We start from the raw sequence: 20,485 nt of genomic DNA on the forward strand, positions 1-20,485 counted from the left end.
ACGCATTCCACCTCTTTTTTGAGTGATGATCCGTGAGTGGTACAAAACAAGAAGGATCCCCATGACTGTTCCACGCAATTCCCTTCGCCATTACGCCAGATCCGGCGCTACCGCCCTGTTGACTCTGCTGCTGGGCTCTGCCTCTCACGCGGCGCTGGCCGCCGCCCAATCTGTGCCTGCCGAGCTCAAGCTCGCCATCGGAGCCGAACCCACCGAAGGGTTTGACCCGCTGCTCGGCTGGAGCCACGGCAGCTACCTGCTGCTGCATAGCCCGTTGCTCAAGCAGAACGCCGATCTCAGCTGGCAGAATGTGCTTACCCAGGCTGTGACCCCGAACAAGGATGGCAAGGGGTGGCTCATTACCCTCAGGCCTGACCTGAAATTCTCCAACGGCGCGCCGCTCACCGCCGAGGATGTGGCCTTTACCTACAACAGCGCCGCCAAGGGTGGCGGCAAGATCGACATGGGCAACTTTGTCTCGGCCAAGGTGCTCTCGCCCACCGAGGTGGCCATCACTCTTAGCGCCCCCCAGAGCACCTTCGTCAACGTGCTAGGATCCTTGGGGATAGTGTCGAAGCAGGATTACGACGCAAAAGCATATGCCCAAAAACCGGTCGGTGCAGGCCCTTACCGGTTGGTGAGCTTCCTGCCCGGTCAGCAACTGGTGGTAGAGGCGAACCCCTATTACGCCGGTGGCAACAATGACTTCAAACGGCTGGTCTTTGTCTTTATCGATGAAGAGAGCGCCTATGCCGCGGCCCAGAGCAGCCAGCTTGATGTGGTGCGCATCGCCCCGTCACTGGCGCCCACCGTGCCTGCTTCCCTCAAGCTCTGGGTGCGCCCGAGTGTGGAGAACCGCGGTATCGTCTTCCCCATTCCGCCTGCGGGCGGCAAGGATGCCAAGGGTTATCCCGTCGGCAACGACGTGACCTCGGACGTGGCGGTGCGCCGCGCCATCAACTACGCCATCGACCGCAAGCTACTGGCCGATCAGCTACTGGAAGGGCACGCCATCCCCGCCTACAGCGCGGTGGAAGGCTTGCCCTGGCTGAACAAAGCCACCGCCTTCAAGGATGGGGATGTCGCCCACGCCAATGCCCTTCTCGACGAGGCGGGTTGGAAGATGGGCAGTGACGGCATTCGCCACAAGGGCAATCTGCGCGCCGCCTTTACCCTCTGGTACACCAGTGGCGACAGCACCCGCCGGGATTTGGCGGAAGCGGTGCGGGCCATGCTCAAACCCATCGGCCTTGAGGTGAGCCTCAAGTCCGGCAGCTGGGAGCAGGTGGAGCGGGAGATGCACGCCAACCCGGTGCTGATGGGGTGGGGGAGTCTGGATCCCATGGAGCTCTATCACCACTACCAGAGCGGCTCCGGTGGCGTGGAGTTCTACAACCCGGGCTACTACAGCAACCCTGTGGTGGATGGCCACCTCAAGCAGGCGCTGGATGCCCCGAACTGGCAGGCGGCCGTGCCGTTCTGGCAGCAGGTGGAGTGGGATGGCAAAACGGGCGCCGGAGTGCAGGGAGATGCCGCCTGGGCCTGGCTGCTCAATGTGCAGCACACCTATCTCGCCAACCGTTGCATCGATCTTGGCAAGGGGGCGCCGGAAATCCACGGTAGCTGGTCACTCCTCAACAACCTGCAGGATTGGCGGTGGACGTGCCGCTAAGTTCGTCCACTATGATGAGCGTCACGGTGAAAGCCCTGCTGCGTCTGGCAGGGCTTTTATGCTTGGTGTCGGTCGCCACCTTTGTGTTGCTCAGCTACTCCCCTATCGATCCCATCAAAGCCTATATCGGCAACGATCTGCTCCATGTGCCGCCGGAGCAGTACGCCCGCATCGCCGCTCGCTGGGGGCTGGATCAGCCGCTCTGGCTGCGCTACTGGCACTGGTTTAGCCAGGTGCTGCAGGGGGATCTCGGCTACTCCATGCTCTACAACGCGCCTGTGGGTGAAGTCATAGGCCAGCGCTTTGCTGCCTCTTTCCTGCTGCTGGCGGGCGCCTGGCTGCTCTCCGGCTGTTTCGGGATTTTGCTGGGCCTCTGCGCCGGTCGCTATCTCAATCGCTGGCCCGATCGCCTTATTTGCCGTTTTGCCTACCTACTCGCCTCCTTGCCCACCTTCTGGGTCGGCCTGTTGCTGCTCGCCCTGTTTGCGGTGCACTGGCCGCTACTGCCGGTCTGCTGCGCCTGGACGCCGGGCCTCTCCGCAGATGAGGCTGATTGGGCTATGCGAGCACGCCATCTGTTGCTGCCGGTCACCACCCTGGCGCTGCTAGGGGTGGGCAATATCGCGCTGCACACCCGGGGGCGGGTGGCCGAGGTACTGGATAGCGACTTTATCCGCTACGCCCGCGCTCAGGGGGATGGCGGTTGGCCCATGCTGCGTTTTCATGTGCTGCGCCATGCCCTGACCCCGGCGCTTTGCCTGCAGTTTGCCTCCCTTGGCGAGCTGATTGGCGGCTCGCTCTTGGCCGAGAAGGTCTTCTCCTACCCGGGGCTCGGCCAGGCCACCGTGGATGCGGGGCTGCGGGGGGATATCCCCTTGCTGATGGGAATCGTGCTCTTCTGCACCCTGCTGGTCTTTATTGGCAATACGGTGGCCAATTTGCTGCTGGCCCGTATCAATCGGGGTTGGGAGGGCGAGCATGCTGTTTAATCCGCTTCCCTCCATACTGCGGCTGGTTTTTGCCCTGCTCGGATTGGCGCTGTTGGCCACTTACGGCTGGAGCCTCTCTCATCAGGATGTGCCGATGGATCTGCTGGCGCGCCAGCAGCCCCCCTCGTTGGTGCACTGGTTTGGCACCGATCAGATGGGGCGGGATCTCTGGTTGCGGGCCTTTCAGGGCACCCTCACCAGTCTGGAGTTGGGGATCAGCACGGCGCTGTGCAGTGGCCTGCTGGCCATGGTGGCGGCAAGCGTGTCGCTCATTCACCCCAGATGTGATGCGGCGGTGCGAATGGTGATCGACGCCATGCTGGCGCTGCCCCATATGCTGCTCTTGATCCTTATCTGCTTTACCGTGGGGGGCGGTATGCGCGGGGTGATCCTGGCGGTGGCGCTCACCCACTGGCCCAAGTTGGCGCTGATCCTTTGCGCAGAAGCGCGGCGGATCGCCTGCAGCGACTATGTGGTGCTGGCCCGCTGTCAGGGGATGGGAGCGCTGCGTCGCTGGCGCACCCACCTGCTGCCGGGGCTGCTGCCCCAGTGGTTTATCGGCACCCTGCTGATGTTTCCCCATGCGGTGCTGCACAGCGCGGCCTTGAGCTTTCTCGGCTTTGGGCTGGCGGCCCATGAGGCCTCGCTGGGTCTGCTGCTGGCCGATGCGTTGCGTTATCTGGCCGGTGGCGGCTGGTGGCTGGCGCTCTTCCCGGGGCTGATGTTGCTGCTGCTGGTTCTGCTGTTTGATCAGGCTACCCGCGCCTTGCAACAGCTGCTGTGGCACAGGAGTGAACCATGCTGAGTTTTGATCAGGTGACCATAGAGGCAGCCCACTACTCCTGGCTGGGGCGGCGCAGTTGGCAGCCATTGCTGACCGATATCAGCCTGCAACTGGCGCCGGGGGAGATAGTGGCGCTGGTGGGGGGGAGCGGCGAGGGCAAGAGCCTGCTGTTGCAAAGCGCCCTGACCCTGCTGCCGGACAACCTGAGGATGCGCGGCAGCATCTCCCTCGATGGCACACCTCTGTGCGATGCCAGCCGCGCCCGTCTGCGCGGTCACACCCTCTGCTATGTGCCACAGGGAGTAAGCGCCCTCAATCCATTGCTGACGGTGGAGCGCCAGCTGGGACGGGCGGCACGTCTCTGCGGCCAGAGCGGTTCTCGCGAGCGGCTCGGCGAGCAACTGCTGCGCTACCAGCTGCCCGCGACCACCCTGGACAGATTCCCGCGCCAGCTCTCCGGCGGCATGGCCAAGCGCATTCTGGCCTGCACTGCGGCGCTCGGCGGTGCCCGCTACATTCTGGCGGACGAGATCACCGCCTGGCTCGATGAGGGGTTGGCCTGCCAGCTGCTCGGCCAGTTGCGTGAATTGGCCAATCAGGGCAGCGGCATCCTCTGGGTGACCCACGATTTGGCGCTGGCGGCCCGCTTTGCCGATCGCATCGTGGCGCTGCATCAGGGGCAGGTGAGCGACACCTTGAGCAGCCACCATCTGCGCCAGGGGCAGGGGAGCGAGATGCTCCGCGCCCACTGGCAGGCGCTGCCCGAGTTCAATGCGCTCTTCTCTGTGCCGGAGGTTTACTGATGTTGGAAGTACGAAATCTCACTATCGCCCAGGGGGAACGTCCCCTCTGGCAGGGGTTATCGCTGATGGTGAAAGCGGGCGAACGGCTCGGCATCTCTGCGCCGAGTGGCCATGGCAAGACCACGCTGGGGCGGGTATTGGCCGGTTGGCAACCGGTTGGGGCCGGCGGGCAGATCCTGCTGGATGGGCAGCCGGTGCCTGAACAGGTAAAAGGTTATAACCCCATCCAGCTGGTGCCCCAGCACCCGGAACTCACTTTCAATCCCTATCGCACCACCGGGCAGGCGTTGTGGGATGTATGGCGCCCCGATGAGGCCATGCTGGCCCGCTTTATGGTCAAGCCTGAATGGCTCGGTCGTAAACCCGGCCAGCTCTCCGGTGGCGAGCTGGCCCGAATCGCGCTGCTGCGCGCCCTCGATCCACGCACCCGTCTGCTGATTGCCGATGAGGTGACCGCCCAGCTGGATCCGCAAATCCAGCGCCAGCTCTGGCAGGAGTTGATGATGGAGTGCGAACAGCGCGGGCTTGGCATGCTTGTCTTCAGTCACCAGCAGGCGCTGTTGCGCCAGATCTGCCATCGGGTGCTGCGCTTTGGTGAGCCGGAGCAGGAGGCGATGGCCCGTAGCGTGGCCTGAGGATTGGCTTCCCCCTCATCCCCAGCCCTTCTCCCGCAGGGGGAGAAGGGAGCAAATATGCGCTTCACTAGTAAGATTTACCTCGGCGAATCTGAATACTGGCAGGGCATGATCGGTGTCGACTCTTTGGTTCCCTCTCCCTGGGGAGAGGGCCAGGGTGAGGGGACGCTGGCTACTCCGAACAGATAGCACGACCGACAAGGTCTACAGATAAAAGAGAGGGAGGCATCAGCCTCCCTCTCTTGCTTTCTACCGTTATCAGCGGAGTTTAACCGGTTCAGGCTGTGGCCAGCCAGTTGAGCCAGGCATCCATCCCTTCGCCTGTGGTGGCGCTGACCTGGATCACCTGAATATAGGGGTTGACCCGTTTGGCGTTCTCGATGCAGCGGGCCACGTCAAAGCTGACGTAGGGCAGCAGATCGATCTTGTTGATCACCATCAGCTGGGCGGCGGCGAACATGTCCGGGTACTTGAGGGGCTTCTCTTCCCCCTCGGTGACGGAGAGGATCGCCACCTTGTACTTCTCGCCGAGATCGAAGCTGGCGGGGCAGACCAGATTGCCCACGTTCTCGATAAAGAGGATGCCCCCTTCATTGGCGGGCAGCTGGTGGCAGGCATCGTGAACCATTTTGGCGTCCAGATGGCAGCCCTTGCCGGTGTTGATCTGCACGGCAGGGACGCCGGTGGCACGAATGCGTTCCGCATCGGCACTGGTTTGCTGATCCCCTTCGATTACCGCGCAGGGGCGCTTGTCGGCCAGCTGGCGCAGGGTTTCGCACAGCAAAGTGGTCTTGCCTGAACCCGGACTAGAGACGAGATTGAGCACCAGCTGGGCCGCCTCGTCGAAGTGCTCGCGGTTGTGGGCTGCCAGCGCGTTGTTCTTGGCCAGCACATCCATCTCGATGGCGATCAGCTGGCGCTGTCCCATGCCGGGCACCGACAATCCCGCTTCCCCTTTGCCGTAGTGCAGATCACCCTGCTGGTGGTCATGGTCATGGTCATGGCTGTGATCATGGGGATGCGCGTGGGAATGGCCGTGGTCATGAGAGTGGGCATGATCATGATGATGGTCGTGGGGGTGATCATGGTGGTGCTCATGGGGGTGATCATGCCCCTCATGGCTTATGGGAGCCCGCACCCCGTGGTAGTGGTGATGGACATCTCCCTGATGGTGATAGTGGTGGTGAATGATCAGGGTGCGCGGCGCACTCTGCTCGTGATCATGATGGTGATGGGTGTCATGAGCATGATGATGGTCGTGCTTATGATCATGTTCGTGATGATGCTCATGATCGTGCTCATGGCCGGCAATCCGCGCCTGGCCGCATCCGCATACGCTACACATATCAACTTACCTCGATGTCGGTGATGCGCAGGCTATCACCCTGCGCGACTCGTAATTTGTATCCGCCGCACCCGGGACAGGCCTGCCCGCGCTCGGTGAGGGTGACCGTCTTGTTGCAGTCGTAACACCAGGCCTCTGCCGCCTGATGCTGAAAGTGAAGTTGGGCCCCTTCGACGACTGTGCCCTTGGCGGCGGCCTCGAAACAGAAGGCAATGGTGTCCGGGTCAACGCAGGAGAAGCTGCCGACCTCGAGCCAGAGGGCGGTCACCTTGTTAAAGCCCCGCTGGGTGGCCTGCTCGGCAGCCAGATCGATGGCGGCCATGGCCAGAGACATTTCGTGCATGGTGGCTCCTTAACCGATATGGGGAGGAGCAGTGGCTCCTCCCTGTAATTGACGGAACGGCATGACCGCTCAACAGATCCGCGGCAGCAGCTCCCCTTGCGGCAGCTCCAGATAACGGCGGCTACCCCAGGGGTTGTTGAGGATCACCTTGTGGCGATCGCTCGCCTGAACCACGCCGATCTGGCTGGCTGCTGGGTTGAATTGCCGCAAGATGCCCAGTGCGTCCTGCGCCTGTTCGGCAGGCAGGGCCAGCACCATGGTCCCCTCGTTGGCGAGATCATGGGGCTCGAAACCGTAGAGCTCGCACAGGCCGCGCACCGGATCGCACACCGGAATGGCGGACTCCTCCAGCTCGATGGCCACTTGGGAGGCGCTGCTCCACTCGTTGAGCACGGCGGCAAGGCCACCGCGGGTGGCGTCGCGCAGGGCGTGAGGGGTAATCCCCGCTTTTAGCAGCGCTTCTACCTGCGGCCAGAGGGTGGTGCAGTCGCTCTTGAGATCAGATCCCAGTTGCAGGGCGTCGCGGGCCATCAGGATGCAGGCGCCGTGGCTGCCGATATCCCGCGACACCAGAATGGCGTCACCGGCCTTGAGGTTGCGTACCGAGATGCCCCGGCTCTGCTCAGGCAACGGGAAGGTGCCTACCCCACTGGTGTTGATAAAGATCTTGTCGGCCGCTCCCTTGGGCACCACCTTGGTGTCGCCACAGACGATGCGGGCGCCGCTGTTGGCAAGCTCCGCGGCCATCGACTCGACGATGCGGGCGAGATCGGCGTAGGGGAACCCCTCCTCGATGATAAAGCTGCAGCTCAGATACTCGGGCTTGGCCCCCATCATGGCGAGATCGTTGACCGTCCCGGCGATGGCCAGCTTGCCGATATCGCCCCCCTCGAAGAAGAGCGGCGAGACGGTAAAGCTGTCGGTGGTGAAGGCAACGGGGCCGTTTACCGGCAGCAGGGCGGCATCTTCACCGCGCAGCAGGATCTCGTTGCCAAAGTGGCGAAAGAAGAGCTGGTTGATCAGCTGATTCATCTCCACGCCGCCGCCGCCGTGGCTAAGTTGGATTTCTCTCATTGGATCCCCATATATCGGTAGTAGGCATTGCAGGCCCCTTCGGAGCTGACCATGCAGCTGCCCATGGGCTGGGTCGGGGTGCAGCCCCGGCCAAAGACTTTGCACTGGTTCGGTTTGGCCAGGCCGCGCAGGATATCGGCGCACTGGCACGCCTTGTGGTCATCGATGGGGGTCTGATCGAGCGCAAAGTGACGCTCCGCATCGCGTTTGGCAAACGCATCCCGCAGGCGCAGGGCGGAGGCGTTGATATCCCCCAGACCTCGCCAGCGAAAGTGCTCGCGGGTCTCGAAAAAGCGTTCGACCAGCCGCTGGGCGGCTTTATTGCCACTGGCGGTGACGGCGCGGCTGTACTGCACCTCGAGCGCGTGGCGACCCTCCACCTTCTGGCGCACCATCATCAGCAGGGCCTCCATTACATCCACCGGCTCGAAGCCGCTCACCACCACAGGCACCTGATAGCGATCGACGATGGGCAGGTAGATATCGGCGCCGGTGATGACGCTGACGTGGGAGGGGCCGATAAAGGCGTTGACCTTGGCAACCCCGTCGGCCATCACTGCGTGGATGGCGGGGGGCACCAGCACATGGTTGATATGAAACAGCAGGTTCTCGATCCCTTGATCTTCCGCGGCAGCCAAGAGCGCCGCAGTCATCGGGGTGGATGTCTCGAAACCGATGGCGAAGAAGACCACGGTTTTCTCCGGATTCTCTTTGGCGATACGCAGGGCGTCGAGGGGGTCATAGACCGGACGGATATCGCTCCCCTTGGCGCGCTGCTGGGCCAGCGTGCCTTTGGAGCCCGGCACCCGGATCATGTCCCCCAACGTCACCAGAATGACATTGGGCTGGCGGGCGAGCTCGATGGCCTGATCGATGCGCTCTTTGGGCATGATGCAGACCGGGCAGCCGGGGCCGTGGACAAACTCGATGCTGGCGGGCAGCAGCTGGTGCAGGCCGTACTTCATGATGGTGTGGGTATGGCCGCCACACACCTCCATCACCCGCAGCGGTTCGGGCAGATCTTTTGCCAGTTCATTAATTTGGGCGGCGAGGGCGTGGATCACCTCTGGCTGGCGAAAGCCCTGAAAGAGATCATTCAAGGTCAGCATGGCAAGATATCCTGTTTGGGCATCAGGGCCACCATCTGGCGGAAGCTCTCGAGGCTGGCCTGCGCCTCCTCTTCGTCAATCTTGCTCATCACAAAGCCGATATGGAGCAGCACATAGTCGCCCACCTGGAGGGGCTCTTCGAGCAGCATGCAGCTGACGCGCCGCTGCACCCCCAGGGTGTCGACGGTGACGCAGTTATCTTCGGGGTGCAGTTGCACCACCTGAGAGGGGATGGATAGACACATGGATTTCAGGACTCCGACAAGGTGGCACAACCGGCTGTGGCAGGCTGGTGCGTGGCAATATGGTGGATGGCAAACCAGAGCTGACCGGCGGCGATGCCACCGTCATTGAGCGGCAGGGTTTCGCTGGTCAATACCTGCCGGTCGGCTGCTTCGAGAGCGGGCACCAGCTGATCCATCAGCACCCGGTTTTGAAAGACGCCGCCCCCGAGCATCACCGGATAGCCGGGGAAGCGCTCGGCAAGGGCGATGACCAGAGCGCTGATGGCGCGGATAAAACCGGCGGCCAGGCTGGCGGTTGAGGTGCCTTGACGCCGCTCGCTGACAAGGGTGTTGAGCAGCTTGGCCCACTCGATATGCAGTGGCCCCTCTGTTGATTGGCTGAGATCAAAGGCGAGGGGGAAGGGCTGTTCATCGGGGGCCAGCTGCAAGGCAGCCGCCTCCAGCAAGAGTCCGGTCTCGCCCTCGTAATCGGGGGTGTCGATCACTCCCAAGAGCGCCGCCACCGCATCGAACAGCCGACCGATGGAGCTGGTGTAGGGGGCGTTGCGACCGAGATGCCAGAGCTGGTGCAGGTTGCTGATCCGCTTAAGGGGCAGTTGCTTGATCAACGGAATATCGAGGGCACTGATCTCCTCAGGGCTGTGCGATTCAAACAGCAACCCCAGCAGCTGACGTACTGGCTCGCGGATGGCCGCTTCGCCGCCGATCAGCTTGAAGGGGGCAAGGTGGGCAACCCGCTCAAATCCCTGAACGTCTGCGATCAGCAGCTCGCCGCCCCAGAGAGTGCCGTCATCGCCAAGGCCGGTGCCATCGAAGGCAACACCCAGCACCGGGCCCGTGATGTTGTGCTCGGCCATCACCCCCAGCAGGTGGGCGTGATGGTGCTGCACCTCGAGATGGGTTGCACCCTGATCCTGGCAATAGCTTTTGGCCCACTGGTGGCTGAGGTAGCCCGGGTGGCGATCCGAGACCAGCAGTTCGGGGTTGAGATCGTAGAGATCGCGAAAGGTGGCCAGGGTCTGCTCGAAGTGCTCCTGTATCGGCAGGCTGTGCAGATCGCCGATATAGGGGCTGTAGATGCGCTGGCGGCCGAAGGCGAGCGCCAGCTGGTTCTTCTGTTGCGCCCCGACCGCCAAGAGCGGCGCCTTGACCGCCTCTTGCAAGCTGGGGGTGCAGGGGGCATAGCCCCGGGCCAGCCGCAACGTCTGGCGTCGCCCGCCTGCCCACTGCACCAGACTGTCGTCGCACGGGTGCAGGATGGGACGGTTGTGATCCAGAATGCCGTCAATCTCGCTGCCGAGTTCCCTGACCACCGCCTCGCACTCGATAAGGATTGGGCTGCTGCGACCATTGGCGCTGGTGGCCACCAGTGGGATGGCGCAGGCGTCTAGCAGCAGCTGATGGAGCGGGGTATAGGGGAGCATGGCGCCAAGGTAGGGGATGCCGGGGGCGATCCCCTCGGCCAGCGGCGCGGTTGTCAGTTGGGATTCTGACGGTCGATCATCGTTTTTTCGCTTGCGCAGCAAGGTGATGGGTCTGGCCTGAGAGGCGAGCAGCTTCCACTCGTCTTCGCTGCCGGTGACATGCAGTTTGGCCTCGGCAAGGGAGCCTATCATCACCGCCAGCGGTTTGCGCGCGCGCCGCTTGAGCATTCGTAATCTGGCAACACTCTGTTCGTTGCGGGCATCACACATCAGGTGATAACCCCCCATCCCCTTGACTGCGATCAGAGCTCCCGCTTGCAGGGCGCTTGCTGCGGCCTGCAGGGCATCCTCGCGCTCGGCCAGCGCATCGCCGTTGCCGCTGCGCCAGCTGAGGTGGGGCCCGCACTCGGGGCAGCTTACCGGCTGGGCGTGGTAGCGTCTGTCCAGCGGGTTTTCATAGGCCGCCGCACAGCGCGGGCACATGGCAAAGCCCGCCATGGCGGTATGGGGGCGGTCGTAGGGGAGGCGGCGGATAATGGTGTAGCGCGGGCCGCAGTGGGTGCAGTTGGTAAAGGGGTAGCGATGGTGGCGATCCGAAGGGTTGGCCACATCGTTGGCGCATGCCTCGCACATCCCCTGATCCGGCGAAATGGCGACCGTGGCCGCGCTCTGCTGCTGGCTCGCTTTAATGCGAAACTGGCCATGAAATTGGCCATCGAAGTCGGGATCATGAGCAAGGGGCAGTTCCCGCTCGCTGAAATGATCGATGCGGCTAAGCGGCGGCGCCAGTTCCCGCAGTTCGCGGGCAAAGCTGGCCAGCTGCTCAGGGGATCCTTCGGCGCCAATGGTGACGCCGTTGGCATCGTTCAACACATAGCCGGCAAGGCCGTGGCGCAGTGCCAGCCCATAGACGAAGGGGCGAAAGCCGACCCCCTGTACGATACCGTCGATATGAAATTCGCGGCGCAGCCGGTTGGCCACAGGATTGGAAGAGCCAGAAGGGGCGATGGTGGCGCTCATGCCGGCTCCATCTCATCTTGAGTCTGCGGCAAACGCAGCACCCGGCGCTCGTTCTCCTCACGCCGCACCCAGCCATCCATCTCCATGCGCAGGCAGAACGGAATGGCGTATTTACGCGACAAGCCGGTGATCTCCTTGAGGGATGCCATGTCGATCAGATCTCCCACCTGCTGGCCCGCCAGCACGGCGGCGACCATCTGGTTGTAAAGCGCGGCATCGTAGTAGATGGGGCCATCGAGCTGCACCAGATACTTGAGTCGCGCCAGATTGCGCAGCTGCTTTTGCAACGCGCCTTTTTGCAGCAAGCCCTGCTGCAGGGCCGCGGGCAGTTTGCGGGTGATAAAGGGATCCAGCTCCACGCCGCCGGGGCCCAGTTTACCGGGCTCGTAACCCTCCTTGCCTTGATCTCGCACCACCTTGAGCACCAGCTGCGCCTCTTCCCCCAGATCATCTTCCGACTCGCCGCTGCCCGGCTGCCACTTGTCATGGTGCAGGCGAATGAGCTGCTCGCTTTTGAGCTGCTGGAGCAGGGCCTGAGTGACCGGCAGGGAGATGCCAAAGCGGGTCGCGAGCTCCACAGCACTAAGGGGTTCACTTTTCAGCGTGGCCAGCAGTTGATCGCGGCTCTTGGCCAGCCAGCAGTTATCCAGCAGCCAGTCACCGAGGGGGGTGACCTGCTCGGGCTGCTGGTCAAAGCGGCTGGCCAGCACATAGCCATTGAGCCCCAGCTGCAGGGTGGCCGGGTTGTAGTGCTCGAGCTCATCTGGCAGCTCGCTCAGCAGGGCATGCAGCGCCTTGCGTCTGGCGGGATGGATGTCACCGCACCAGACGATGCGGGCGCCGTGCAACAGTTCGCTGCTGCCGTGGCGAATGATGGCGAGCGGCTGGCCAAAGAAGCAGGGGATGGGGCTGGCAAAGATCAGCCGTGCCAGCCGGGTATCCTTGATGGGCACAAAACGGGCTCGACCATGCCAGCTGCCGAGGGCCACTTCTACTTCGCGGTTGCGCTGCTCCCGAATGCTGCCGCCAACCTCGCAGAGCTGCACGATAAGGTGGGTTGCCGCCTCGCACTGGCCAGTTGTGCTGGTCAGGCAGTGACCGCGGGCTACTTCCTTGTGGGGCACTTTTTTCAGGCCCACCGCCACCCGGCAGACGGCGCCGATCTCGTCGACGCTCTGGTGATAGGCCTGCAGGGAGCGCACCTGCACTTCCCGATCGGCGGGGTAGAGGCGCAGCTTGTCCCCCACCTTGAGGCAGCCCTGTTGCAATGTGCCGGTGAGCACGGTGCCGGTGCCGTTGGCGGTAAAGACCCGGTCTACATAGAGGCGCGGTGATGCCTCTTCACGAGAGCGGCGTGGGGCGCCCTGTTCGCGAGCCGCTTGTGAGGCTGGCAGATCGGCAAGCTGGCGCACGATGGCGGCGTGCAGGGCGGCCATATTCTCGCCGGTTTTGGCGCTGACGCTGACGATATCGGGCACCATGCCGCTCTCGTCCATCACCCGCTCCAGCAGGCTCTCTTCCAACAGCAAAAGCTCGTCGGGGCTGACCAGATCGCACTTGTTGATGCAGACCAGCAGACGCGGCACCCCCATCGCCTTGAGCAGGCGCAGGTGATCGCCGGTCATCGGCATCCACCCCTCGTCGGCGGCAATCACCAGCAGCACAAGATCCAGACTCCAGAGCCCCGCCACCATGTTGCGGATATAGCGCTCGTGGCCGGGCACGTCGATGACGCCTATGGTGTTGCCCTGACCGTCGTCGAAGTGGGCAAAGCCGAGATCCTGAGTCATGCCGATGGCCTGCTCATGGGCGCGGGCCGTGGTGATGCCGGTGAGGGCCTTGATCAGCAGGGTCTTGCCGTGATCCACGTGGCCGGCAAGGCCGATAACGGCGCGATAGGGGGTCATGGGATCAGGGCTCCTCGGTCGCATTTGTTGCATTGAACGGGGCGGGCAGCAGCAACTCCCTGAGTTGGGCGATCAACAGCTCCATCTCCGCCGGCAGCAGGGTCGCCATATTGAGCAGCACCTTCTGCTGGCGCACGGTGGCAATCACCGGCACCGGCAGTTCGCGCAGCTCATCGAGCAGTTGCTGGGCCGGGCGCGGGTCGGTGCATTCGAGCGCAGGCGCCGGATAGAACTCGTCCGGCAAGGTGCCGCCGCCCACCACCAGCTGGGCGGGAATGGGCACAAAGCAGCCGGGCAGGGCGGCCATCAGCTGGGAGGCTCTCGCCTGCATGGCGGCCGGGTTGCTCAGGGTGCGCTGGGCAATACCCTCACCGATGGGGGATTTGTTGAGCTTGTGGACGAGCAGGCGTTCGAGCAGGGAGTAGACGATGCGGCTCGGGCGGAAGGTGCGCATCATGGGGTGTTTTTCCAGCCGCTTGATAAGGTCGCTGCGGCCGCTGATGATGCCAGATTGCGGGCCCCCCAAGAGCTTGTCGCCTGAGTAGCAGACCAGATCTGCCCCCGCCTTGATGTACTGGCGCACCGAGGTTTCATCCGGTGCAAACTCTTCGCTGGTCAAGCCCGACCCCTGATCCACCGCCAGCACTACGTGCTCGGGCAGGGCGCGGGCTACCTCGCCGATATCGGGGGATTCGGTAAAGCCGCGAATGGCGAAATTGGATCTGTGCACCATCAGCACCAGCGCGGTCTGATCGGTGATGGCATCGAGGTAATCTTTGGCGGTAGTGATATTGGTGGTGCCCACCTCCACCAGTTTGGCGCCGGAGAGGGCCAGGATGTCGGGGATGCGAAAGCCGCCACCAATCTGGATCTGCTCGCCGCGCGAGACGATCACCTCGCGCCCCTTGGCTACCTCCTGCAGCAGCAAAAAGAGCGAAGCGGCGTTGTTGTTGACCACCAGCGAATCCTCGGCCTGGGTGAGGCAACGGAGCAGGGGGGCGATCAGCCCCTTGCGCCCGCCGCGCTTGCCGGTGGCGAGATCCAGCTCCAGATTGTTGTAGCCGGTGTTGAGGTCACGCACCTCGTCCCACAGATCGGCACTTAACGGCGAACGCCCCAGATTGGTGTGCACCAGGGTGCCTGTGGCGTTGATCACCCGGGTTTGACGCTGGCGCAACTGCTGTCGGCAGCGTTTGGCAATCAGCGCCTCGATCTGCTCGGGGACGACGCCATGCTGGCGAAAATCTTCGCTCTGGCGCAGTTCGCTGAGGGTTTCGCGCACCGTCTGAGTCACCAGTGGGCGGCTCAGCGCCTCGATAAACCCGGCGAGAAAGGGTTGCTGCAGCAGCTGTTCCACTTGTGGCAAACGGCGCGTTGGTTGCTGGCCGGGCTGTTGCTGTGAATCTGGCAGTGAATCGTCGGCAGCCGTACCTGATGCGGGCTGGCGGTGGGGGATGGCTGACGCGTGAGACGAGTTCGGCATGGGATTACCAGTGCAGTGCGTGGGTTCGGGATGCGCACCGGTTTGCCGATAGAGAGGCCGAGCTGACGGGTTATGGCACTGCTGGCGATTTGCGGATGAGTGCAAACTGGGTGCATCAATGAGCGGGTATAAATTAATGCTGCATCGATGCTGATAAATTAATTTTTGGCCAGCGAGATAACCTGAGTTCGGATTATATTGGCAAGCGGCAAGCACCTTTTTTAAGGTATTACTTCAAACATATTGAACAAACAACGGAAATAACATTCAGGCCGAAAAATTCAGCGGGAGAGTATTTGTTCAATAGATAAATTTGGCGGAAGAGGCAGGAATCGAACCTGCCAAAGCCTTCTCGGCTCACATCGGTTTTGAAGACCGAGGAGGCCACCAGACCCCATCAACTTCCATAACGGTCGCCATTTTGTGGCAAATTTCTGTGACTGGCAACGCTTTTTTTGTCATAAAAAATCGAGAGTTAGCGATTTTTTGAAAAAATCAAAGAACCTTGTTTTATATCAAGTTCAGCACAATTAGCCCGATGTTTTTAATTTAACATCGGGCCTCGATCACATTGCCTGAACCGTCGGTCAATAACGGTCGTTAACAACTCGATAAATAATCACCGGTTGGCGTTGGCAATATTCCACTGATCCAGTTTATCTATTAACAGACCAGTATCACTGGCGGCATCAAGATGCTGATAAAGATAATCCATCGCCTCGCTCACCATCTCGGTCATCGGGAAGGAGAACGCCACGATGGCCGGTTGTACCCCGACAAAGATCACCTCGGGGACAAAGGTCTTGAGCTCGTCGATCAGGAAATTGAGCGGCATATTGTGGGTCGAGAAGATAAACATCTCGGCGATGGTCTCGGGGGGGATCACCTGCAGGGTTCCCGCCTTCTCGCCGATCTCGGCGGCATCCACCAGCACCACCCGCTCCGGTTGCAGCTCCCGCACCTTGTAGACCACATTTTCCGGTGCGATGCCGCCGTCTATATGGATCCAGCCGGGCAGGGGGGTGGCTTGCAGCTTGTCGGCGAGATAGGGGCCGGCACCGTCGTCCCCCATCATGGCATTGCCCACGGTCAACACGAGATTGCAGCCCATCAGCGGCTCCTTACCATCAGGTACATATGGGGGTCGTTAAAGAGGGCGGTGAGCTGATCCATAAAGGTGTTGGTCCAGCCCAGCTCCTGCTCATCGAGCAGATTGTCGGCTTTGCGCAGTCGGTCGAAGGCGCAGGCCAGCATATGGCAGTGCTCGCGATAGATGGTGATCTCGCCAAAGGTGAGAAACCCCTCCATCTTGCGGCGCGCCTCGCTCCCCTCTGGCAGCTTGGCTACCCAGTCGCGATAACCGGTCAGCGAGCAGACCAGGTCTGCTCGCAGGCAATCGACGATGCCGAGGTGGTGGCCGATGGCGAGGCTGTAGTACATCACCTCCTTGGCCTCTTCCGGCACGTCGAACTGCTCGTCGACGAACTTGCGCGAGAGGCGATAGAAGAAAACCTCGTCAGCCATGCACCGCCTCTCCCTTGCCGGCCGCCCGGTTAAGGCAGGCGTTTGCGAGGTTGTTGACGATCTCCGCCAGGCGCGGATCGTCGTGCTGATCGAGGTAGCTCTGGATGCGCAGATCCACATCCTGCTGGGTCGCACCTTCGAGCAGGGCCATGAATTCGTCGGCGATGATCCGCCCCTGCCGGTAACCGGCCATGCGGCGCGCTTCGCGCTCGATCATCACCCGGATTTCATTGGGGATGCCGGTGTGGCGCAGCTCGACCCGCTCACCCGGTTGCACCTCGTGGCTGGTGGCTTTGAGTTTCTGCTCAAGCAGACCGAGCGCCACCGCAAAGCCGTAGATGGTGGCTGCCGGAGTGGGGGGGCAGCCGGGGATATAAACATCCACCGGCACGATCTTGTCGGTGCCGCCCCATACGCAGTAGAGGTCGTGGAAGATGCCACCGTCACAGCCGCAGGCGCCGTAGGCGATGCAGATCTTGGGATCGGGCGCCGCCTCGTAGGCACGCAGGGCCGGCACCCGCATCGCCCGGGTCACCGCGCCGGTAAAGAGCAGGATGTCGGCGTGGCGGGGGGAGGCGACCACCTTGATGCCGAAACGCTCGGCATCGAACAGCGGGGTGATGGTGGCGAAGATCTCGATTTCGCAGGCGTTGCAGCCGCCGCAATCGACCCGGTAGACATAGGCCGAGCGGCGAATGTCCTTGAGCAGGGTCTTCTTGAGTTTGGTGATCTCGGGATCCTGTGCCAGCGGCACGGCGCGGGTATGGGCATGGCCGACAACCGGTTCTATGCCTTTGATCTTGCTCATCACATCCACTCCTTTTGTGCGGCCATCGGTGTGGCTATCGGTGTGATCAGGGCCGAGTCAGGCTGGCTCAGCATGCTCTGTTTTCGTTTGCAGTCGGGGCAGTGATGCAGCCGCTCCGGGGTCGCCAGCGGTGTGCCCGCCTGCTTGAGGGTATCCTCCACCAGCGCCACCAGCTTGCTCGGGGCAAAGTAGGTGCCGCACAGGGTGCAGGGGGCCAGCGCGAAGCGGGCCTCCTCATAGAGATCCGCTTTGTTGGTCACCGCCAGCTCGAACTCGGGGGAGAGGGCGATGGCGCGGGTCGGGCAGACCTCCTCGCAGCGGCCGCAGAAGATGCAGCGCGCCATGGAGATCTCCCAGCGCCGTTCGCCGGTCTCCATGTCCACTTCCATCACCAGCGCGTTGGCCGGGCAGGCCTTGGTGCAGGCGGCGCAGGCGATGCACTGATCCGCCTGATATTTGGGTTTGCCGCGAAAATCCCGGTTCACCTCGTAAGGGGCGAAGGGGTACTTGGCGGTCGGGGTGCCAGCCTTGAGGATGGTCTTGAACAGCTTGATCATGATGACCCCTTATTTCAGCGGAGAGTTTTTGCGATCGATGCCGTAGCGCTCGATCTCCTTGTAGGAGACCACGGTGGATTTGCCCTTCCTGGGGTCGACCAGGGTGACCCGGTCGGTACAGGAGTAGCAGGGATCCAGACTGCCGATGATGAGCGGCGCATCAGCCACGGTATTGCCGCGCAACATGTAGCGCAGAGCAGGCCAGTTGGCGTAGGTGGCGGCGCGGCAGCGCCAGCGGAACAGCTTCTGGTTGTCCCCGGTCATGCTCCAGTGGACGTTCTCGCCGCGGGGCGCTTCGGTAAAGCCCAGCGCAAACTTGCCTGGCTGGTAGGTGAACCCTTCGGTCAGCAGTGGCCCTTCCGGCAGGTGCTCAAGACCAAACTCAATCATGTCGAGGGAGTCGTAGAGCTCGTGGATCCGCACCAGCACCCGGGATTGCACATCGCAACCCGCCTTGGTCTGGATCTCCATCGGCAGCTCGCGGTAGCCGGCAAAGTCGTGGACCCGGCGCACGTCGCGTTTGAAGCCGCTCGCCCGCACCATGGGGCCGACACAGCTGAAATCGCGGGCAATCTGTGGCTCGAGCTTGCCGATACCGATGAGGCGGGAGGAGATGTTGGCGGTATCCAGCAGCATGGCCACCAGGGGTTTGAGCTCATCACGGAGCTCGCGCACCAGCTGGGCACCCTTGATGCGATCTTCCTTGAAGATATCGCGGCGTACCCCGCCAATCAGGTTGAGGCCGTAGGTCTTGCGCGCGCCGGTCAGCAGCTCGGCCAGGGTCATGGATTTTTCCCGTACCCGGAAGAACTGCATGAAGCCGGTGTCGAAACCGGTGAAGTGGCTCGACAGGCCGATGTTGAGGATATGGCTGTGCAGGCGCTCCACCTCCAGCAGCACGGCGCGGATCATCTTGGCCCGCTCCGGCACCGGAATACCCATGGCGTTCTCCACCGAGGTGGTGTAGGCGACGCTGTGGGTAAAGCCGCAGATGCCGCAGACCCGGTCGGTCAGGAAGGCCACTTCGTTGTAGCCCATCCGGGTTTCCGCCAGCTTCTCCATGCCGCGATGGACATAGAAGAGGCGGTAGTCGGCATCGATGATGTCTTCCCCATCGACGAACAGACGAAAGTGGCCCGGTTCATCGGAGGTGATGTGCAGCGGGCCGACCGGCACGATGCGGTTGGCATCACTGCCGAGCTCGTTGACGAAGGGGTAGGTCTCGGTGTCGGTGGTGGGCATCGGGCGCTGGCGGTAATCCATGGCGTCCTTGCGCAGCGGGTGGATATCCTCCGGCCAGTCGTCCGGCAGTACCAGACGGCGTTCGTCCGGCAGGCCGATGGCGCGCAGGCCGTACATGTCGCGGATCTCCCGCTCACCCCATACCGCCGCCGGAATGGTCGGGGTGATGGAGGGGTACTCCTGGGTATCGGCATCCACCAGCACCTTGACGGTGATCCAGCACTTGGTGTCGCCCTCCATGGAGAAGACGTGGTAGACGGCGAAGTGGCCGTTGAGGCTGCGCTCGTCATTGGCAAAGGAGAGCGGAAGCCAGCCCCCCAGCTGATGGAAGATCAGGCTGGCCGTCTCGACCAGACTGGTGGGTTTGACGGTAATGGTGGCCTGATCGGCGGTTTGCCACTCCTCGTCGACGATGGCGTGGGGCAGTTGTGCTCGCACCTGCTGGATGTAGTCGCAGCCGATGCGATCCGAAATGGCGATGGTCATGCAGTTCTCACTTTAATGTTCGGGAATGAGCATTCACAAATGATGAAATCGGAAAAAGTTGCTGTGCTGGCGGGCATGGCTCAGACCCCGACCAGATAGGCGAGCAGCGCCAGCAGGGCCAGCCCCAACCCGTAGCGGGTGAGCTTGTGGGTGCGCACGAACTGGGTACGGGCCATGGCGTTTTCGATGATGCCGGCCAGTAAAAAGGCCACCAGCAGCTTGCAGGCGAGGATCAGCGCCGCGCCGATGAGCGCGGGCAGACTCCAGTTGGCCGCCTTGCCGAAGGGGAGGAAAATCACCAGAAAGAGCTGCACCACCACCAGCTGCTTGAGGCCGATGGAGAGTTTGAGCAGGGCCAGGCCCGCACCGGAGTACTCGGTGAGCGGCCCCTCCTGCAACTCCTGCTCGGCTTCGGCGCAGTCAAAGGGCAGCTTGCCCATCTCGACAAACACCGCGAAGGCGCAGGCGGCGCCGGCCAGCAGGGTGGCGATGGGAGCGGCCAGTGGCTGGGTCGCCACATAGCTGCTGATATTGCCCAGATCCGAGCTGCCCACCATCATCGCCATGATGAAGCAGGCGAGCACCAGAATGGGCTCCACCAGAATGCCGAGGGTCAGCTCGCGGCGGGCACCAATACCTGCAAACATGCTGCCGCTGTCGAGCCCCGAGAGGGAGAAGAAGAAGCGGAAGATGGCGAACAGATAGATATCGGTGATGAGATCCCCGGCGATGGGGAAGGGGGACTCGTGAGTCACGGTCGGCAGCGCCATCCCTACCAGCAAGAGGGCGGCGATGAGCAGCGCAGGCATCAGGTTGAAGATGATGCCGGCAGGCTCGGGGGTTACCTCCTGACGGCGCAGGAGCTTGGCGATATCCCGGTAATCCTGCAGCAGGCCCGGCCCCTGACGGGAGTGCATCTTGGCCCGCAGCACCCGGGTGAAACCGGTGGCGAGCGGTGCCAGCGCCAGCATGGCGATGGCCTGGGTCAGGGCGAGGGCAACCATGCCCCAGCTCGGCATTTCAAGAACAGGCATA

General features: G+C 62.5%; 21 protein-coding genes and 1 tRNA gene. 7 read left to right on the forward strand and 15 right to left on the reverse strand.

What is annotated here, in order from left to right; genetic code table 11:
* The first annotated feature begins 61 nt into the window (after positions 1 to 61).
* Genes G5358_RS01400 through G5358_RS01425 form a run of 6 tightly spaced genes read left to right on the forward strand, consistent with a single transcriptional unit; the run spans position 62 to position 5,072 of the window.
* On the forward strand, positions 62 to 1,672 hold the full coding sequence (locus tag G5358_RS01400) for an ABC transporter substrate-binding protein (RefSeq protein WP_319920648.1): 1,611 nt from the start codon (positions 62 to 64) through the stop codon (positions 1,670 to 1,672).
* On the forward strand, positions 1,657 to 2,661 hold the full coding sequence (locus G5358_RS01405; RefSeq protein WP_319920649.1) for an ABC transporter permease: 1,005 nt from the start codon (positions 1,657 to 1,659) through the stop codon (positions 2,659 to 2,661). The genes G5358_RS01400 and G5358_RS01405 overlap by 16 nt, the downstream gene beginning before the upstream one ends.
* Positions 2,651 to 3,466, forward strand: a complete 816-nt coding sequence (locus G5358_RS01410) for an ABC transporter permease (protein ID WP_421323453.1) — start codon at positions 2,651 to 2,653, stop codon at positions 3,464 to 3,466. The genes G5358_RS01405 and G5358_RS01410 overlap by 11 nt, the downstream gene beginning before the upstream one ends.
* Positions 3,460 to 4,248 carry an ATP-binding cassette domain-containing protein gene (locus G5358_RS01415; RefSeq protein ID WP_270905745.1) on the forward strand — a complete coding sequence of 263 codons (789 nt, stop codon included), beginning with the start codon at positions 3,460 to 3,462 and terminating at the stop codon, positions 4,246 to 4,248. The genes G5358_RS01410 and G5358_RS01415 overlap by 7 nt, the downstream gene beginning before the upstream one ends.
* Entirely contained in the window at positions 4,248 to 4,883 is a 636-nt protein-coding gene (locus G5358_RS01420; RefSeq protein ID WP_421323454.1) for an ATP-binding cassette domain-containing protein, read from the forward strand. The genes G5358_RS01415 and G5358_RS01420 overlap by 1 nt, the downstream gene beginning before the upstream one ends.
* Positions 4,884 to 4,940: 57 nt before the next feature.
* Positions 4,941 to 5,072, forward strand: a complete 132-nt coding sequence (locus G5358_RS01425) for a hypothetical protein (protein WP_319920652.1) — start codon at positions 4,941 to 4,943, stop codon at positions 5,070 to 5,072.
* Positions 5,073 to 5,160: 88 nt separating this feature from the next.
* On the opposite strand, the gene hypB is transcribed toward G5358_RS01425, so the two are convergent.
* Positions 5,161 to 6,009, reverse strand: coding sequence for a hydrogenase nickel incorporation protein HypB (gene hypB / locus G5358_RS01430; RefSeq protein ID WP_421323469.1), 849 nt, complete (start codon positions 6,007 to 6,009; stop codon positions 5,161 to 5,163).
* Here hypB and G5358_RS01435 point away from each other — a divergent pair.
* Positions 5,896 to 6,252 (forward strand): hypothetical protein, encoded by a 357-nt coding sequence (locus tag G5358_RS01435; protein ID WP_421323455.1) that lies wholly within the window; start codon positions 5,896 to 5,898, stop codon positions 6,250 to 6,252. The two genes, hypB and G5358_RS01435, sit on opposite strands and share 114 nt — an antisense overlap.
* On the opposite strand, the gene hypA is transcribed toward G5358_RS01435, so the two are convergent.
* From hypA to G5358_RS01505, 14 genes are all read right to left on the reverse strand, one after another.
* Complete coding sequence (gene hypA / locus G5358_RS01440; RefSeq protein WP_101316454.1) at positions 6,230 to 6,571, reverse strand: hydrogenase maturation nickel metallochaperone HypA; 342 nt, start codon at positions 6,569 to 6,571, stop codon at positions 6,230 to 6,232. The genes G5358_RS01435 and hypA overlap by 23 nt on opposite strands.
* A gap of 69 nt (positions 6,572 to 6,640) precedes the next feature.
* Positions 6,641 to 7,645 (reverse strand): hydrogenase expression/formation protein HypE, encoded by a 1,005-nt coding sequence (hypE, locus tag G5358_RS01445; protein WP_421323456.1) that lies wholly within the window; start codon positions 7,643 to 7,645, stop codon positions 6,641 to 6,643.
* A complete protein-coding gene (gene hypD, locus G5358_RS01450; RefSeq protein WP_421323457.1) occupies positions 7,642 to 8,754 on the reverse strand; it encodes a hydrogenase formation protein HypD in 1,113 nt (370 codons plus the stop codon). Before hypD ends, hypE begins: the two co-directional genes overlap by 4 nt.
* Entirely contained in the window at positions 8,748 to 8,999 is a 252-nt protein-coding gene (locus G5358_RS01455) for a HypC/HybG/HupF family hydrogenase formation chaperone (RefSeq protein ID WP_040065728.1), read from the reverse strand. Before G5358_RS01455 ends, hypD begins: the two co-directional genes overlap by 7 nt.
* A gap of 5 nt (positions 9,000 to 9,004) precedes the next feature.
* Positions 9,005 to 11,443, reverse strand: coding sequence for a carbamoyltransferase HypF (gene hypF, locus G5358_RS01460; RefSeq protein ID WP_421323458.1), 2,439 nt, complete (start codon positions 11,441 to 11,443; stop codon positions 9,005 to 9,007).
* The gene (selB, locus tag G5358_RS01465) at positions 11,440 to 13,350 is read right to left on the reverse strand and encodes a selenocysteine-specific translation elongation factor (RefSeq protein WP_421323459.1); all 1,911 of its coding nucleotides are present in this window, start codon (positions 13,348 to 13,350) and stop codon (positions 11,440 to 11,442) included. The genes hypF and selB overlap by 4 nt, the downstream gene beginning before the upstream one ends.
* Positions 13,351 to 13,354: 4 nt before the next feature.
* Positions 13,355 to 14,833, reverse strand: coding sequence for an L-seryl-tRNA(Sec) selenium transferase (gene selA / locus G5358_RS01470; protein ID WP_421323460.1), 1,479 nt, complete (start codon positions 14,831 to 14,833; stop codon positions 13,355 to 13,357).
* A gap of 314 nt (positions 14,834 to 15,147) precedes the next feature.
* Positions 15,148 to 15,239: transfer RNA gene (locus G5358_RS01475), tRNA-Sec, on the reverse strand.
* Between the two features lie 213 nt (positions 15,240 to 15,452).
* Positions 15,453 to 15,944: a hydrogenase maturation peptidase HycI gene (gene hycI, locus G5358_RS01480; protein WP_421323461.1), complete on the reverse strand. Its 492-nt coding sequence runs from the start codon at positions 15,942 to 15,944 to the stop codon at positions 15,453 to 15,455.
* Positions 15,944 to 16,357: a formate hydrogenlyase maturation HycH family protein gene (locus tag G5358_RS01485; RefSeq protein WP_011706331.1), complete on the reverse strand. Its 414-nt coding sequence runs from the start codon at positions 16,355 to 16,357 to the stop codon at positions 15,944 to 15,946. The genes hycI and G5358_RS01485 overlap by 1 nt, the downstream gene beginning before the upstream one ends.
* On the reverse strand, positions 16,350 to 17,165 hold the full coding sequence (locus tag G5358_RS01490; RefSeq protein WP_005301886.1) for an NADH-quinone oxidoreductase subunit B family protein: 816 nt from the start codon (positions 17,163 to 17,165) through the stop codon (positions 16,350 to 16,352). The genes G5358_RS01485 and G5358_RS01490 overlap by 8 nt, the downstream gene beginning before the upstream one ends.
* Complete coding sequence (locus G5358_RS01495; protein WP_005345227.1) at positions 17,165 to 17,722, reverse strand: formate hydrogenlyase complex iron-sulfur subunit; 558 nt, start codon at positions 17,720 to 17,722, stop codon at positions 17,165 to 17,167. Before G5358_RS01495 ends, G5358_RS01490 begins: the two co-directional genes overlap by 1 nt.
* A 9-nt stretch (positions 17,723 to 17,731) precedes the next feature.
* Positions 17,732 to 19,450 (reverse strand): NADH-quinone oxidoreductase subunit C, encoded by a 1,719-nt coding sequence (locus G5358_RS01500; protein WP_139391020.1) that lies wholly within the window; start codon positions 19,448 to 19,450, stop codon positions 17,732 to 17,734.
* A gap of 80 nt (positions 19,451 to 19,530) precedes the next feature.
* A complete protein-coding gene (locus tag G5358_RS01505; RefSeq protein ID WP_421323462.1) occupies positions 19,531 to 20,484 on the reverse strand; it encodes a respiratory chain complex I subunit 1 family protein in 954 nt (317 codons plus the stop codon).
* Position 20,485 lies beyond the last annotated feature (1 nt).

Source organism: Aeromonas sp. 604176 (genome assembly GCF_049170755.1).
Lineage (GTDB): Bacteria > Pseudomonadota > Gammaproteobacteria > Enterobacterales > Aeromonadaceae > Aeromonas > Aeromonas veronii_A.